9 protein-coding genes and 1 pseudogene are annotated in these 14,346 nt (G+C 50.6%); 9 read left to right on the forward strand and 1 reads right to left on the reverse strand.

Annotation, left to right across the window (positions count from 1 at the left end):
- The first annotated feature begins 127 nt into the window (after positions 1–127).
- From CpATCC19410_RS00835 to CpATCC19410_RS00880, 9 genes and pseudogenes are all read left to right on the forward strand, one after another.
- Positions 128–1,066 carry a sugar-binding transcriptional regulator gene (locus CpATCC19410_RS00835; protein WP_013241021.1) on the forward strand — a complete coding sequence of 313 codons (939 nt, stop codon included), beginning with the start codon at positions 128–130 and terminating at the stop codon, positions 1,064–1,066.
- 290 nt (positions 1,067–1,356) lie between these two features.
- Entirely contained in the window at positions 1,357–2,073 is a 717-nt protein-coding gene (gene deoD, locus CpATCC19410_RS00840) for a purine-nucleoside phosphorylase (RefSeq protein ID WP_013241022.1), read from the forward strand.
- 12 nt (positions 2,074–2,085) lie between these two features.
- Positions 2,086–3,465 carry an MFS transporter gene (locus CpATCC19410_RS00845; RefSeq protein WP_013241023.1) on the forward strand — a complete coding sequence of 460 codons (1,380 nt, stop codon included), beginning with the start codon at positions 2,086–2,088 and terminating at the stop codon, positions 3,463–3,465.
- A 59-nt stretch (positions 3,466–3,524) separates the two neighbouring features.
- Positions 3,525–4,190: a deoxyribose-phosphate aldolase gene (gene deoC, locus CpATCC19410_RS00850; protein ID WP_013241024.1), complete on the forward strand. Its 666-nt coding sequence runs from the start codon at positions 3,525–3,527 to the stop codon at positions 4,188–4,190.
- 22 nt (positions 4,191–4,212) lie between these two features.
- Positions 4,213–5,877, forward strand: coding sequence for a phospho-sugar mutase (locus CpATCC19410_RS00855; protein ID WP_014400924.1), 1,665 nt, complete (start codon positions 4,213–4,215; stop codon positions 5,875–5,877).
- Between the two features lie 580 nt (positions 5,878–6,457).
- Positions 6,458–8,014: a VaFE repeat-containing surface-anchored protein gene (locus CpATCC19410_RS00865; RefSeq protein ID WP_013241026.1), complete on the forward strand. Its 1,557-nt coding sequence runs from the start codon at positions 6,458–6,460 to the stop codon at positions 8,012–8,014.
- Positions 8,015–8,623: 609 nt separating this feature from the next.
- Positions 8,624–10,795, forward strand: coding sequence for an SdrD B-like domain-containing protein (locus CpATCC19410_RS00870; RefSeq protein ID WP_014300405.1), 2,172 nt, complete (start codon positions 8,624–8,626; stop codon positions 10,793–10,795).
- Positions 10,796–10,852: 57 nt separating this feature from the next.
- Positions 10,853–11,959 (forward strand): annotated as a pseudogene (locus CpATCC19410_RS00875) (SdrD B-like domain-containing protein); the annotation flags it as partial.
- Positions 11,960–12,215: 256 nt separating this feature from the next.
- Positions 12,216–13,307, forward strand: a complete 1,092-nt coding sequence (locus CpATCC19410_RS00880; protein WP_013241029.1) for a hypothetical protein — start codon at positions 12,216–12,218, stop codon at positions 13,305–13,307.
- Here CpATCC19410_RS00880 and CpATCC19410_RS00885 read toward each other — a convergent pair whose 3' ends face one another.
- A complete protein-coding gene (locus CpATCC19410_RS00885) occupies positions 13,308–14,153 on the reverse strand; it encodes a DMT family transporter (RefSeq protein WP_013241030.1) in 846 nt (281 codons plus the stop codon).
- Positions 14,154–14,346: the final 193 nt, after the last annotated feature.

A 14,346-nucleotide genomic window follows, 5' to 3' on the forward strand; every position in this document is an offset into this window, starting at 1 on the left:
TTTTTTAGGCCTGTAACCCGCCGCGGCATAGAAGAAGTAGGTTCATGCCTGACATGTGGCATAGCATACATAGGATGTGAAGTGTTTCCAGTGAGAGTAGCCTTTTGGGGGTGGAGTAAGGGGCATCATGATTGACGCACGAGATGCGCAGGCTATAGACGCGGCGAAATTGTATTACGCTTCGGGGCTTGGGCAAGCAGAGGTAGCACAACGCTTGGGCATTTCACGTCCTACGGTGTCTAAATTGCTTAGCTATGCTCGGGAAAAAGGCTTTGTTACCATCACGCTTAATGACCCCCGCGAGCAGGGCGATGAGATTGCGCAACGGTTAAAAGAACGCTTCTCGCTTGAGCATGTTCGCGTGGTGCGCCCGGTGAGTCCTGATAAAGAAGAGCTTCTGCGGGAGTTGGGTAATGCGGGTGCTTCTTTATTAGAGGACTTGGTATGCGATGGGATGTCCGTGGGTATCTCCTGGGGCAATACTCTTAATAACGTATCGGAACATTTACGTTCACTTCCGCGCCATGATGTAAGCGTGGTGCAGCTTAAAGGTGGACACTCGTTGAGTGAACGCAGCACTAATGATCTGAGTACTTTAACTCGTTTTGCGCGTGCTTTTAATGCGGAAATGAACCTCCTACCTTTGCCTGTGATCTTGGATAGTCGTGAAGCCAAAGATTTAGTTGTGCGGGATCGTCATATTTCCTGCATGCTCAGCGCCGGAGCGAACGCCGATGTTGTGGTGTTTACCGTGGGATCCGTTCAGCGAGAAAGCTTATTGCTCAACCTGGGTTATCTCTCAGAGGAAGAGATTAATCGGTTGCTCACGCATGCGGTGGGAGACATCTGCTCGCGGTTTTACACTGAGACGGGAGAGATTGCTGATCCGGCGATTGACGCGCGGACTGTGGGTATCTCTATTAAGGACCTAAGCTCGCGACCAACGCGTGTTCTCGTTGCCGGCGGGGTGGATAAAGCAAAGGCGATACGAGTTGCCCTTGAGATGGGAACTACTACGCATCTAGTGACGGATTTCGGGGCGGCGCAAGCTGTGCTGGGGGAGTAGCTGTCGCGGGAATAATTCTGAAATCAGCTGGTACCGAGGGTCATGGGACCCTCGGTTTTTGTTTGCGGGTGTGGCAGCGATGTATGCATGCTGTGCGCCATGTCTGGGAGCGTTGAAGGGGGCGTTGAGGAGGGTGCAGGAAGGTGGGGACGAAAGTAAAACAACCCATTGACATATGTTCCATGGTGGATTTATCCTGTGGTTATAGCACACCATGTGCTGTGCGCCGATGCCTCGGAGCATGAGTAGAGGCACGGTCTCTTAATGCTTATATGGTGAGAGTAACTGAAATGGCTGAAAAGTCCACGCCCCATATCAACCCACGCGGTGTTGACATCGCAGATACTGTTCTGCTTCCCGGCGACCCACGCCGCGCTAAATTTATTGCAGAGACGTACCTCGATGATGTTGTTCAATTCAATGAGGTGCGCAACATGCTTGGGTATACCGGAACTTATAAAGGCACTCCGGTTTCTGTGATGGGATCGGGAATGGGGATGCCATCCATTGGCATCTACTCGTGGGAACTCATCAATATCTTTGGCGCGCGCAACGTTATTCGGGTGGGCTCGATCGGTTCTTTGCAGGAAGACATTAATCTTTATGACATCATCGTGGCGTCGTCTGCCTCCACGGACTCTAACTTCCTAGAGCAGTACAACTTGCCGGGCACATATGCGCCTACCGCGTCCTGGAAACTGCTTAAAGCCATAGTCGATGAGGCGGATAAGGCTGGTCAGAAAGTTCACGTGGGCAATATTTTGTCCTCAGACATCTTCTATAACGCCGATGAGACGGCAAGTGCTCGTTGGGCTCGCATGGGGGTCATGGGCGTGGAGATGGAATCGGCAGCACTGTACTCCATTGCCGCATACGCCGGAGCGCATGCGCTGGGTCTCTTTACAGTCTCAGACAATATTCCTAAGGGGGAAAGCACCACATCTGAGGAACGTGAAAAGGCATTCACCTCGATGATGGAAATCGCTCTTCCCCTCGCAGGAATCTAGTAAAGGGTTACCATGCCTCATATAAAAAAGGTCGACTCCCGCAACGATACACAGCACACGGGCATAGTTAATCCTAAAGCTGCAGTGCCTGTGCTCTTGTTTTCCTTTGTCTTTTGTCTCATTGTAGACAACGGCTTTAAAACAATGACTGGGCCGATGGCCGCCGGTTTGGGCATTGACCCGAACACCGCGAGCCTTCAGGCCTCCCTAGCCGGTGTGATTATTGGTATCGGTGCGGTGGTGTATGCCGCGCTCGCTGATACTATCTCGATCCGTAAATTGATGCTGGTAGGCATAGCGCTGATTGCGGTTGGCTCTCTTATCGGTTTTGTCTTTTCCGGTTCATGGCCGATGGTGCTATGCGGTCGGATTATTCAAACAGCGGGCCTTGCTGCTGCAGAAACGCTGTATGTGATTTATGTGACCAAGCATCTTTCTGAAGGCGACCAGAAGACCTACCTGGGGTTTTCTACTGCCGCCTTCCAAGGCGGTCTGCTGATCGGGGCCTTGACCTCAGGGTTCATCTCCACGTATGTCTCCTGGACTGCTATGTTCTTGGTTCCGTTGATCTTGATCCTGGCAGTTCCCTTCATACAGAAGATGGTTCCGGAGGATGAGACCGTAGAAGGAACTTTCGACGCCCTCGGGCTCTTCTTGGTGTCCGTGTTTGCTGCCTCTTTGACCATGTATATGCAAAAGTTCAATCCGTTCTGGCTGATCCCCACGGTGGCCGGAATTGCTGGTTTTGTTGCGCATGTAAAGAAGAATAAGAGAGCACTCGTCTCGCCGGAGTTCTTTTCTAATGGCCGATATGTGTGGGCGATTGTCCTGGTCTTTGTTATTTATTCCACCCAGCTGGGATTTATCTTCTTGCTCCCGTTCGCGGCATCTGATGTTCATGGGCTTTCACAAGACAAGGCTGCATTGCTCATGGTTCCGGGCTATGTTTGTGCGATTTTGGTAGGTGTGTTCTCTGGTGCAATCGGTAAAGTCCTGAGTTCCCGCCAGACTATTTATGCGGCTTTAACCATGATATTCCTGTCGCTGGTGATTGCGGCCCTCGGGTTGCGGCTCCACATAGCAGTACTGATATGCGCAATTATCCTTTTTGCCTCTGGTTTTGCCCTTATGTACGCGCCATTGGTGAATACCGCATTGATTAATATCACCGCTGCAAAGTCGGGCATCGCTATCGGTTTTTATAATCTGACCATTAACATCACGATTCCGCTAGGAATTGCCTACACCGCAAAGCTCATGGACCTGCGCTTTGGATATTCAACGATTCTTTGGGTCCTAGCGGTGATCGCTTTACTAGGCGCGGCCATTTACGTTCTTGCAGATCGACGCATGTCTGGCGCTGAACGCGCACGCGGCGTTTATGTGGCGTAGTAACTAACCGCCTCTTCAGCATTATTTTTACTTTTCTTCAAACATTAAGGAGATTTTCCATGTCGTCTCAACTCACCCGTTCTCAGGTCGCCGCGATGATCGATCACACTCTGCTTAATCCAGAAGCTATTGAGGCGGATGTAAAGGAACTGGTTAAAGAGGCTGCCAAGCTGGGCACGTATTCCATTTGCATCTCGCCCTCGCTGCTTCCAGTAGAGGTTCCAGAGAATGTGCATGTGGCCACCGTGGTGGGATTTCCCTCAGGTGCAGTCAAGCCGGAAGTTAAGGCTAATGAGGCGTCGCGTGCAGTTCACGATGGCGCTGAAGAAATAGATATGGTGATCAATCTGGCGTTGGCTAAGGAGGGACGTTTTGAGGACCTTCAAGCAGAAATTGCCGCAGTGCGTGCTGCAGTGCCTGCACCGAACGTGCTCAAAGTAATCCTTGAGACCGCAGCGCTTGACGACGCCCAGATCGTGCGCGCTTGCGAGGCCTCAGAGAAGGCCGGCGCGGATTTTGTTAAGACCTCCACGGGCTTCCATCCAGCAGGTGGGGCCAGCGTACATGCTGTGGAAATCATGAATCGTACGGTCGGGGGCCGACTTGGCATCAAGGCATCAGGTGGCATCCGTGACGCAGAAACTGCAAAGGCCATGATCGCAGCAGGGGCTACCCGCCTGGGCCTGTCTGCATCCGCAGCCGTTCTAGATGGGTTCGACGAGTAGCGGAAGGATGGTGTAACAGAAAATGACAAACACGGTGATCGATCGTGCGCGCGTGTGGGCAGAGCATGATCCGAATCAAGAAAGCCGGGAACAGATCGAGGCCTGGATTGCTTCATACGACGAATCCTCCCTTGCACGTGCTTTCGCCGGACCGCTTCACTTTGGTACTGCAGGTTTACGCGCACAAGTAGGGCCGGGGGAATCTCAACTCAATGAAGCAACGATTCTGCGCACTACGGCTGGACTCATGGCATGGTTGCTAGAGAAACTGGGTCAGGAATCGGTACCTCGTGTAGTGATTGGCTGTGATGCGCGGCATGGGTCCTCGGAGTTTTATGACGTGGCAGCGGAGGTTGTGTCTGCTGCCGGCGGCGAAGCCCTTGTTTTGCCTAAACAAAACCCGACTCCTCTGACGGCGTACACAGTGAAAGCGTTGGGAGCGGATGCCGGAATAATGATCACGGCATCCCATAATCCGCCGGCGGATAATGGGTACAAAGTATATCTAGGCGGAAGAATAGCCACTGGCGATGCTGAAGGCGTACAACTTATTGCGCCTGCAGACGCTGAAATTGCTGAGGCTATTGCATCGGCACCCTTTGCAGATCAGATTGCGCGCAATCGTGACAATATCCGTGAGATAGATACTCGTGAACGGTATATTGAGCGGGCCGTAGGACTCGCTGGTGCGGAGATTAGTGCTGAAACAAGGGGAAACGTGCGTATCGCGCTAACTGCTATGCACGGTGTGGGTGCTGCGCTGGGTAAAGAAATCTTAGAGAAAGCGGGATTTGAGGTTTCCTTAGTTCCGGAGCAAGCGGAACCTGACGCAGATTTCCCTACCGTCTCTTTTCCCAATCCCGAAGAAAAGGGTGCGTTGGACCTGGCCAAGGCCCATGCAAATGCGATAGAGGCTGACGTTATCATCGCTTATGATCCTGATGCTGATCGATGCGCCGTGGCTACCAAAGACGATAACGCCGAGGGTGGGTGGCGGCAGCTCAGCGGGGATGAGACTGGTGCGCTTTTAGGTGAATACCTTGGGGCTACGGCTACCGGTTCCTATGCCAACTCGGTAGTCTCTGGCAGACTCCTGGCGCAGGTGGCTAAAGCGCATGGGTTAAAACATGCTCAGACTCTTACTGGGTTTAAGTGGATTGCACGTACACCTAATCTGGCCTTTGGTTATGAGGAAGCCATCGGGTATTGCTGCGATCCGGAAGCTGTGGCGGACAAGGATGGAATTTCTGCGTCGGTAGTCGTGGCGAGTCTCGTCGCAAAGCTTAAAAGCGAGGGAAGAACGCTTGATTGCGCACTAGATGACCTGGCTAAAACGCATGGTCTTTACATGACGGCCCCGTTAACGTTCCGCGTGGAGGATCTTTCTATCATCGCTGAGGGGATGAAGGCCTTGCGCACCACGCCGCCGACGGAGCTTGCCGGCTCGAAGGTTATTGAAGTGGTCGATTTGGCGGAAGGAACCTTAGGTTTTGGTCCGACGGATGGGATGATGTTTTTGACGGAAGATGACGATCGCGTAATCTGCCGCCCTTCCGGCACTGAACCGAAGCTTAAATGCTATTTAGAAGTTGTTCGCCCGGTGGGTGAAGCGGGAGTAGACCGTCAAGGGGCACGGGATCGGCTGGCTATGATTGCTGAAGATGTACGTAAGGTTTTGAATATGTAAAAGTGTGCTGGTTGCTGGCCCTCGCTATTTTGGCGAGGGCTTAGTTTTTCAAGGGGGTAAACCCGGATGGTCAGTTTCAATGCAAAAACTATCTGTCTACAGGAAGTATCTCATAGCAAGTTAGATACGCATACGTGTGCATGGCAGTGTTTCGGGGGTGATGGATGGCGAAGTTGTGCAATAATTGCACAGAATTGCATAGATGGTTTATTTTAGGTTGGAAACTAAATAGATGTTTGTTTTGTCTTTCTAATGCAGACAATAGGGGGTAAAAAGCGGGGGTGGCGATAAATTATTCTGTGGTTTTATGCAAGAAGATTGAGGGTTATGTACGCATTGCCAAAATGTCGAATCTATAAAGGCTGGGAAAACCGCTATCAAATACGTTATAAACTTTTTGCTATTTTATGGATCTCTTACTCCGGACTTACTCTGCTATTCATTAAGAAGCCGGCGACGCAAGGTTATGTAGAAATCCGCGAACAGGGCTTTTTGATTTTTATCCCTCCCTCTATGAATTTTTGGGCCCTCTGGCGGTGAATGTACTTTTGCTGTCTTGAGCGACCCCGGTAATAGGAAAATGAGAAGTAAGCCCTTTAAAAAAGTAGTTGCCTTGCTCACTGGTATCGATATTGCATTTAGCGCTAATACGAGTGTTCAGGCTGAGGAAGTTGGCCCGGATTATCTTGGCTATCTCGATGAAGCCGCGGCTGTGAAAGAGCCTTTTGGTGATGGTCGTTATCAGAATCACTCGACTGTTCCGCCACTGGTGGTAAAAGCGACAGACGGTGGGGAAGAAGAGCTAGCTTATTGCTTTAATATAACTAAGCCATACCCTGTATTTAAGGATTCTTTCCCGTCTGACACGAGCGACGTGTTCAACAGGGGCATTGGTCTCCGTTATAAGGGTAATTACGGTGTGTCGCTTCAAAGTTTCGCTTCCAGATGGCGTGGGGAGGGGGCGGATGCTGGTGTACTTAAGGCTGTTTATAACGGACACAGTCATAATGCGGCAGGTTTGAAAGAATCACTCGGTCTGACTGAAGAGGAATTCCGATACGCGACTCAGCTTGCTGTGTGGTACTGGACGGATAGTGACTCCGGAAGTAAATACCTTATTGGGGCCGGACCAAACTCTAATAAAATTGGGCAGGCTGTAAAAATTCTCACCGGTCAGGATAAGTCCTCGGTTCAGCTAAAAGAAGTTGACCCGAATCTGGTGACGCTGGTGATTTACAAGCCCTATAGTCTGGAGGGTGAGTTTGCTAGCTACCAGAATCTTTTGAGTGTTAAGTTTGTGAGCCCCAAGACGGGCGACTCTGTTAATCCTGAAGACCCGACTAAGCCGGAGCCGAAAGAGCCTGAGAAGCCCAAGGAACCCGAGGCACCTCAAAAAGAGATTGAGCCTAAAACTCCGGAAGAGCCGACACTGAAGACCTCTGCAACTGATCAGTCTGATAATGACAAACTGATCTCTGCGACTGGCGGAAAAGTTGTGGACAAGGTTACCTACACTGGCCTCAAGGAAGGCGAGAAGTACCTTGTTGAGGGCGAGCTTATGGACAAAGAAACAAGTGAATCTACTGGAATCAAAGCAGAAGCTACGTTCACTGCTTCTGGTGCTAATGGAACAGTAGATGTAATTTTTGATATCGATGCTGCTCAATCTGGCAAGACTCTGGTGGCTTTTGAAAAGCTCTATAAAGCAGAAGATAAAGGCACTGTTGTGGCTAGCCATGAAGATATTAACGATAAGGCACAGACTGTAGTAGTTGAAAAAGATGTCCCTGTTGAAAACGAGGATCTTTTCACTCCAGAGGTTCCGGACGATTCTTCTTTCAACTGGAAGTATCTGATTCCTTTCGCTTTTATTCCTGTTGTTGGTGCTTTGATCTGGGGATCTTCGCAAGGTAGTAGCTCGGCTGCAGCTCAGACAAACCCTGCATATGCTGCTCCTGTCGCTCCGGCACCAGCTACTGTTACTACTACGCCGGCACCAAAGCCTGCTCCTGCAGCGGCGACGCCGGTGAAGAAGCAGCTGGCTGCAACTGGTGCAAATGTTCTTTGGACATTGTTGGTGGCGCTGGTGTTGGTTGCTGCTGGTGTGTTCCTTGTACGGATGCGTCGCAATAACTAGTTAAAAACATAACTTACGTAGAAAGACCTCCCTTGATTCTGAGGGAGGTCTTTTTGCTTGCTATACATTAGGTGATTGGGTGTTGCGATGGTGCTGTAGCAATGATTGAACGCCGATCTGGGGAGTGCGGCCTAAGCAGCAGGTATAAAAAGGCCGGGTGATGCGGGGGTAATTATCGTGCAATAATTGCACAGGGATGTAGGGGATAATAATTTGATAACATTTATGAGAATTAATATTTATGCTGGTTAAGTCTCCTTTTTCGGGAGGTAAATTTGCAAGTCTGAGTACCTCCGAAAGAGGGGACGGGACTCGGGCCTGGGGAGTGTAAGAAAATAAATTTCCCTCTTAGACGCCAGGCTTTTTGTTTTCTATGCCCTTGGCATACGTATAGTCTGGGCTGACCTAAAGAGGACAGACTTTTATGATGGATAAGAGTATCTGCGAGCTGGGCTCTTTTGGCTAATAAGAAACGCTAAGCGCACTTCACTTCCCCCTTATATTCTGAAAACGACAGCCTTAAACACCGTGTGGGTAGCAAGCTGTAAAATTCCTTTTGTATCAATTGTGGGTGCGGCTTAGTCCAGTTAAGCGAGGACGGACTCTTACTTGAATGAAGTAAGCCCTTTTAACCAGCCTGCCACTAAACGTCTTGGACGCATAGTTTCTGCAGTTGTTACAGCAACAAGCGTCACCTTTAGCGGCTTTCTTGTTCCTACTGCTTCCGCCGAAGCTGCTAGCGCATATTCCGATAATATTGGGCGCAATGAAATTGGCCCTGAACCCCTGGAAAAACTAAAGCCTGAAATTGTAGGCGGCGAACAATCGGTGTCTGTGGGGGACTCTGTAACCTACAAATACACTGTAAAAACCGGTTTCCCACAAGATCCGAACAACGTGACCGCACAGCGATGGGTCCGTTTGGTGATTACACAGGATCCGAAGGTGCCTTTTACTGAGGAACCAGCAGCTGGGAAGTTTGGTATTCCTGCTGGCGCTGTGGTTACTAAAACAGGCGTCAATGAGTGGACTGTTGTGCTGGGGGCTGAGTATGAAGCGTGGCAACATGACGCTACGCAAGCAGCGGAAAGCCATAATAACGGGCTGTTTAAAGTAAACAACAACATGCATGCGCTTTGGAATGCTGATGCTGCCCTTCGAGCTTCTGCGTGGAACCCGCCTGCTGAGCTTACGATTGCAATTCCTGCAAAAGTGAATAATGCAGATACTGCCCCCTCTACCGGTTCTCTCACAGTCACATCGGGTCGCCTCGCTGACGTTGCATTAAAAGATGATCTGGCTACTGCAACCTTTGTCTCCAATGATGGGCAAGGTTCTTGTACATGGGATTCTGTTTATGAAACTAAACTTCTCAAAGAGGACATTGGCTATTGGGTTGAGAATGTCGTAATTTCTTCCAACCCTGAGTCGGTCAACGATTATCGGTTACTCCCAATGGCGTATCAAGATATGGGGCGTTATCGTCCGACCCTTACTTCTGGCAAAGTCTTTGTTGGCGATAAATTAATCGGAGAGGTCAAGCCGGTGACTACCGGAGACCGTAACGCATCAGGTTATCCGATTGGTGAATTGGTTATTACAGAAAATGTTCCGCCTTTTACCTCGAAGGAATGGTTAAACCCTAAAGAAACAGTGCGTGTGAACTATAGGTTCACTAATCCCTGTGGTTCAAAGGTTACGGCTGAGAGCGTTAAAAATCCTTCAGGTCTTGTTCCTGCAACTGATCCTTCTGCCACCGGACCGGGGCTTCGTCTTGAACCTGATTACACATATGTTCAAGCCTCCGGCGTGTATGTCGGACTCATCCGTCCTCCGGAGGATGCTTCGGCCACTGCGCAGTTTGTATTTAATCAGGATGTAGTTTCTCTCGGCGACTACGTATGGTTTGACCGCAATGCCGATGGCAAACAAGGAGACGCAACAACCGAACCTGGCGTCGCTGGTGTACAGGTTTCTTTGCTCGATGAAAACGGCAAGGCCTTTAATAAGCCTGGTACAAGCGAGCCTTACACGGTCATTACGGATGAGTCCGGTAAGTATCTCTTTGAAAAACTCCCCAAGGGCAAATACAAGGTGCAGTTTGATGCATCAAAGGTGCCTGCAGATAAACTTCCGGCGGGAGTTCCAAGTTTCTCGGACTTCACTACCAAGAATGCAGATAATGGCCAAAATAATGGCACGGATTCTGATGTCACTCCAGGGTCGTTAATTTCAACTACGGATGTTGTGGACCTGCAGCAAGACCGTACAGATATTGATGCCGGTTTGATCGCAAAGACTCGGTTCTCTGTATCTAAGGTTCTTGATGGCACTGATGCTGGTAACCACATTGGGACGACCGCACGTGAACTTCAGGATGGAAAACTCATTGTCGATCACAAGATCACGGTAAAAAATGAGACTCCTGGCATGCCAGGAAAAGCACCTCAAGTACTGGATCAGCCCCTGAGTGTTCCCGGATTTGAAGTCGAATCTCTTACTGTTGATGGAAAACCAGCGCAGAAAGAGGAAAAGGGCTATCTGGTTTCTGCTGAAAAAGACTTCACCGCAGATCAAGAACGTCAAGAATATAGCGTAAAGGTCACTTATCGGCGCACTGCAGATAACGCAGCCACCGGTGCTTTAACCAAGGCAGAGGCCGAGGCTATTGGCGAGTGCTCGGATCAGAGCGATACAACAAAGGGAATAGTGAACAAGGTTTACCTTGGGAACGAAAACAATGAGGCCGACACAGACGCGGAAAAAGAGAAGAACAACTAGGACTGTGTTCCGGTAAAGGGCACTGATGAGCCTGTAGGTTCTGTATCTGTCGGCGACTTCGTGTGGGTTGATTCCAATAATGATGGTATTCAGGATGCTGATGAAAAAGGCCTGGCTGGGGTAGAGCTTCAGATCGTTGATTCTGAGGGCAAACCAGTTAAGGACATCAATGGGGAAGAAGTAAAGAACGTAACCACCGCTGCGGATGGAAAGTACTCCTTTGATAACCTCCCAACCTTGGAGAAGGGCAAGCACTACACAGTGAAGGTAGTTGCAGTTCCTACTGGTTATGAGCCAACCAAGACTGGTCAAGGTACAGAGGATAATGATTCTTCCAAGGACTCGGCGGAGACATATAAAGATCTGTCTGAGAACGGTGCCAAGGACGATTCTCTTGATTTTGGTTTTGTTGAAACAAAGCCTGAGGCCCCAGGTTCTGTATCTGTCGGCGACTTTGTATGGGTCGATGCTAATGAGAACGGCATCCAAGATGAGGACGAGGAAGGCCTTGATGGGGTCACCCTGAAGATCGTCGGTCCAGACGGCGCTCCAGTAACAGACGTCAATGGCAACCCGGTCAAGGATGTCACCACACGTGCGGACGGCAAGTACACCTTCAGCGATCTCCCCGTGCTAGAGGACGGACAGAAGTATACGGTGAAGCTCGTAGAGGTCCCTGAAGGCTATGAGCCAACTAAGACTGGCCAGGGAACAACAGAAACAGATTCCTCTACTGATCAGGCTGAAACTGTTCTGGACCTTACAAAGCCAGGCGCTGAGGATAACTCTTTGGACTTTGGTTTTATTAAAATCCAAGAGCTAGAGATACCGGATCCGTTCAATGAAGAAGACTCGTCCTTTAACTGGAAGTATCTGATTCCTCTTGCATTAATCCCCGTTATCGGTGCTTTGGCATGGGGATCCTCCCAGGGCAGTAGCTCTCCTAGTGCTCCGGCAGCGCCAGCTCCCGGTGCTCCTAAAGAGTCCGGGTCGGCTACGTCCCCTGCTACAGCTGCACCACAGAGTCCTGCGACTACTGCACCAAAGGCCCCTATGAAGAAGCAGCTGGCGGCTACTGGCGCTAGCGTTCTGTACACGTTGCTGATCGCATTGCTACTGGTCGTTGCCGGTGTTTTCCTTGTAAGGTTGCGTCGTCGCGATTAATACTCGACTAGTTATTTAACTAGCATTTAATAAGGCGCTATCCACATTGTTGGGTAGCGCCTTATTTGTGTGTCGTCGTGAGGGAGTAAATGCAGATACAATGCGGTGCATCCGCCATAGATAGACACACGAAGATGAAAGACGGACATTTATGCGCAGGGACACAGTCCGCACAGCCTCAGAAAAGGAGCCGCTGAGGCGGCATTACCGGTCCCTTATCATGTGGCTGGATTTCCCTAGCGTGAGGCCACGGCGCATGGTGATCTGGCAGGATTGGGTGGCTGCTGCCGTCCTTTTTATAGTGTCTGCCCTGGTTCGACTCACTTTTTTGTTGTGGATGCGCGGCGACGCCAGCCTTGAGTCTTTGATCTCTAAGTGGGATGGGCGGATCTATTTGGCTATTGCCAAGTATGGCTATTTTAGTGATGTAGGGGGCGCGCCAGATCCTGAGGTCTATCAGACAAGGCTCGCATTTTTCCCAGGTTATCCGGGACTGATAGCAGCTGTGCACTCAGTAACGCGATTAAATTATGTGACCAGTGCCCTCGTGATTTCCTACGCGGCAGGGATCGTAATGACCGCCGGGGTGATGGCGATGGCTGCTCGCATGGGGGCGAACAGGCGGCTGCGCTTGTGTGCTGCGATGCTGGTATTGGGTGCGCCCATGAGCACTACGTTCACCATGGTCTATACCGAATCAGTTTTTCTGGCTTGCGCTGTCTGGGCCTTGGTTGCGATGACAGATAAACGCTGGTTACTGGCTGGAGCATTTACTTTTTGTGCTGGATTCTTCCGGCTGACCGCAGTTGATCTGGTAGCGGCTTTCGCCGTGGTAGTTGCTGTCTATGCGGCTCGTAACTGGCGCGCGTGGGCCGCCGTTGCTGTGTCTATGCTCCCGTTGGTGAGCTATCTGTTTTATGCGTCGTCTTATACTCGTGATATCGGCGGCTACTTTGGGCTTCAGACCAAAGGATGGCACTCTACCTTTGATTTTGGTCGCGCTACTGTGATCTGGGTGAGTACACAGCTGCGTGAAGGCAACAACGTGGGTTATTTGTTGTCGATCGCGTCTATTGTGGGCGCAATGGGCGCAGTTATTGTGTCTTTTAGGCGTCTCCCTCTGTCGTATTGGCTGTTTGGCGCCGCTGTTACAGCTAACGTTGTGCTTTCCGACGGCATCATGCATTCACGTCCCCGGCTTTTACTTCCGGCTGTGGTGCTTTTAATTCCCGTTATTTTCCAATTTTCACAGAGGCGTTATGCGCTACCCGCAGTGGCAACATGCTGGTTGCTGTTCGGTGCATGGTTTTCTGCATATATGATTGCGGTGTTCGAATGGGCGATTTAACTATGCACTGCCAACGCCGCGTCGTGATAGCGCAAACGTAGACAAAATCATGGCTACTAAAGCCAGCGCCATCCATAGCCAGTTAGACCCTGCTACCTGGAATTGCTCGCCCAGCACGGCATAGCCCAGCGCGAAAGCGACGATGGGTTCCGTAACCGTCATGGCTGGCAGTGAATTTTTCAGTGCACCGGCGTTAAAGGCATACTGCTGCACAACGGTCCCTAAGATTGCGCCGGCCGCAAGAGAATATCCTTGCCATGTGGTGGCAAGAGCAAAGAAGCCTCCATGGGTGAGAACATCTACGGTGGCCTTAGACAAGACGGCGACATAGCCATAGATGCCACCGGTGACTATGCCTAAAAGCAGGGCCTTTTCATTTCTAATCTGCTTTTGGGCGTAGCGCTCTAAAGCAAAAAGGACGAGGAAACCTATCCCCAGCGCGGGAAGCCAGTGGCCCAGGGGTGGCTGTGGGTCGCCTGCGGAAGGATTTCCTAAAAGTACAAGCACCGCAACAGACACTGTGAGTAGTCCCGCCCAGGTTATTTCGTCGAATGCCATGCGTCGGCCGTCGTAATGCGCGGAAAGGGGAAGCGTAAACATCAGGGACAACACGAGGATTGGCTGTACCACTAATAATGTGCCAAACCCTAAGGCCGCAATTTGTAGTCCGTAGCCCGACAACGCTGTAAAAATACCCAGCCACCACGCGGGGCGTCGAATAGCTTGTAGAAAGGGGGAGCCTTCGGCAGGGGCCTCTTCTGCGATACGATGGCGCACCACTGTGCCCCAGGCGATAGTGAGCGCCGAGGCCAGAGCGAAGCCCATAGCAAGAAGAGTGCTGTACATCGGCTTCTAGCCTATACGGGTTATTGCTAGACAACGCATCACGCGCGGAAAATGGTGCACCTACCCCACACGCGTGGGGAGAATAAACACAAAGTAACGCGGGCGACAGTATTTTTCCCTTTATGATGTGCCGAGAGGGTGTAAAAATATAGGTGGTTTTTCAAAAAATCTTTGATTGCTTACGCGATCGTGT

The sequence above is a fragment of the Corynebacterium pseudotuberculosis genome, from assembly GCF_002155265.1.
Classification (GTDB): domain Bacteria; phylum Actinomycetota; class Actinomycetes; order Mycobacteriales; family Mycobacteriaceae; genus Corynebacterium; species Corynebacterium pseudotuberculosis.

Bases quoted from the DNA above. Each gene is read 5' to 3' on its own strand.
- CpATCC19410_RS00835 (WP_013241021.1), top strand. From the start codon at position 128: ATGATTGACGCACGAGATGCGCAGGCTATAGACGCGGCGAAATTGTAT.
- deoD (WP_013241022.1), top strand. From the start codon at position 1,357: ATGGCTGAAAAGTCCACGCCCCATATCAACCCACGCGGTGTTGACATC.
- CpATCC19410_RS00845 (WP_013241023.1), top strand. From the start codon at position 2,086: ATGCCTCATATAAAAAAGGTCGACTCCCGCAACGATACACAGCACACG.
- deoC (WP_013241024.1), top strand. From the start codon at position 3,525: ATGTCGTCTCAACTCACCCGTTCTCAGGTCGCCGCGATGATCGATCAC.
- CpATCC19410_RS00855 (WP_014400924.1), top strand. From the start codon at position 4,213: ATGACAAACACGGTGATCGATCGTGCGCGCGTGTGGGCAGAGCATGAT.
- CpATCC19410_RS00865 (WP_013241026.1), top strand. From the start codon at position 6,458: ATGAGAAGTAAGCCCTTTAAAAAAGTAGTTGCCTTGCTCACTGGTATC.
- CpATCC19410_RS00880 (WP_013241029.1), top strand. From the start codon at position 12,216: ATGGTGATCTGGCAGGATTGGGTGGCTGCTGCCGTCCTTTTTATAGTG.
- CpATCC19410_RS00885 (WP_013241030.1), bottom strand. From the start codon at position 14,153: ATGTACAGCACTCTTCTTGCTATGGGCTTCGCTCTGGCCTCGGCGCTC.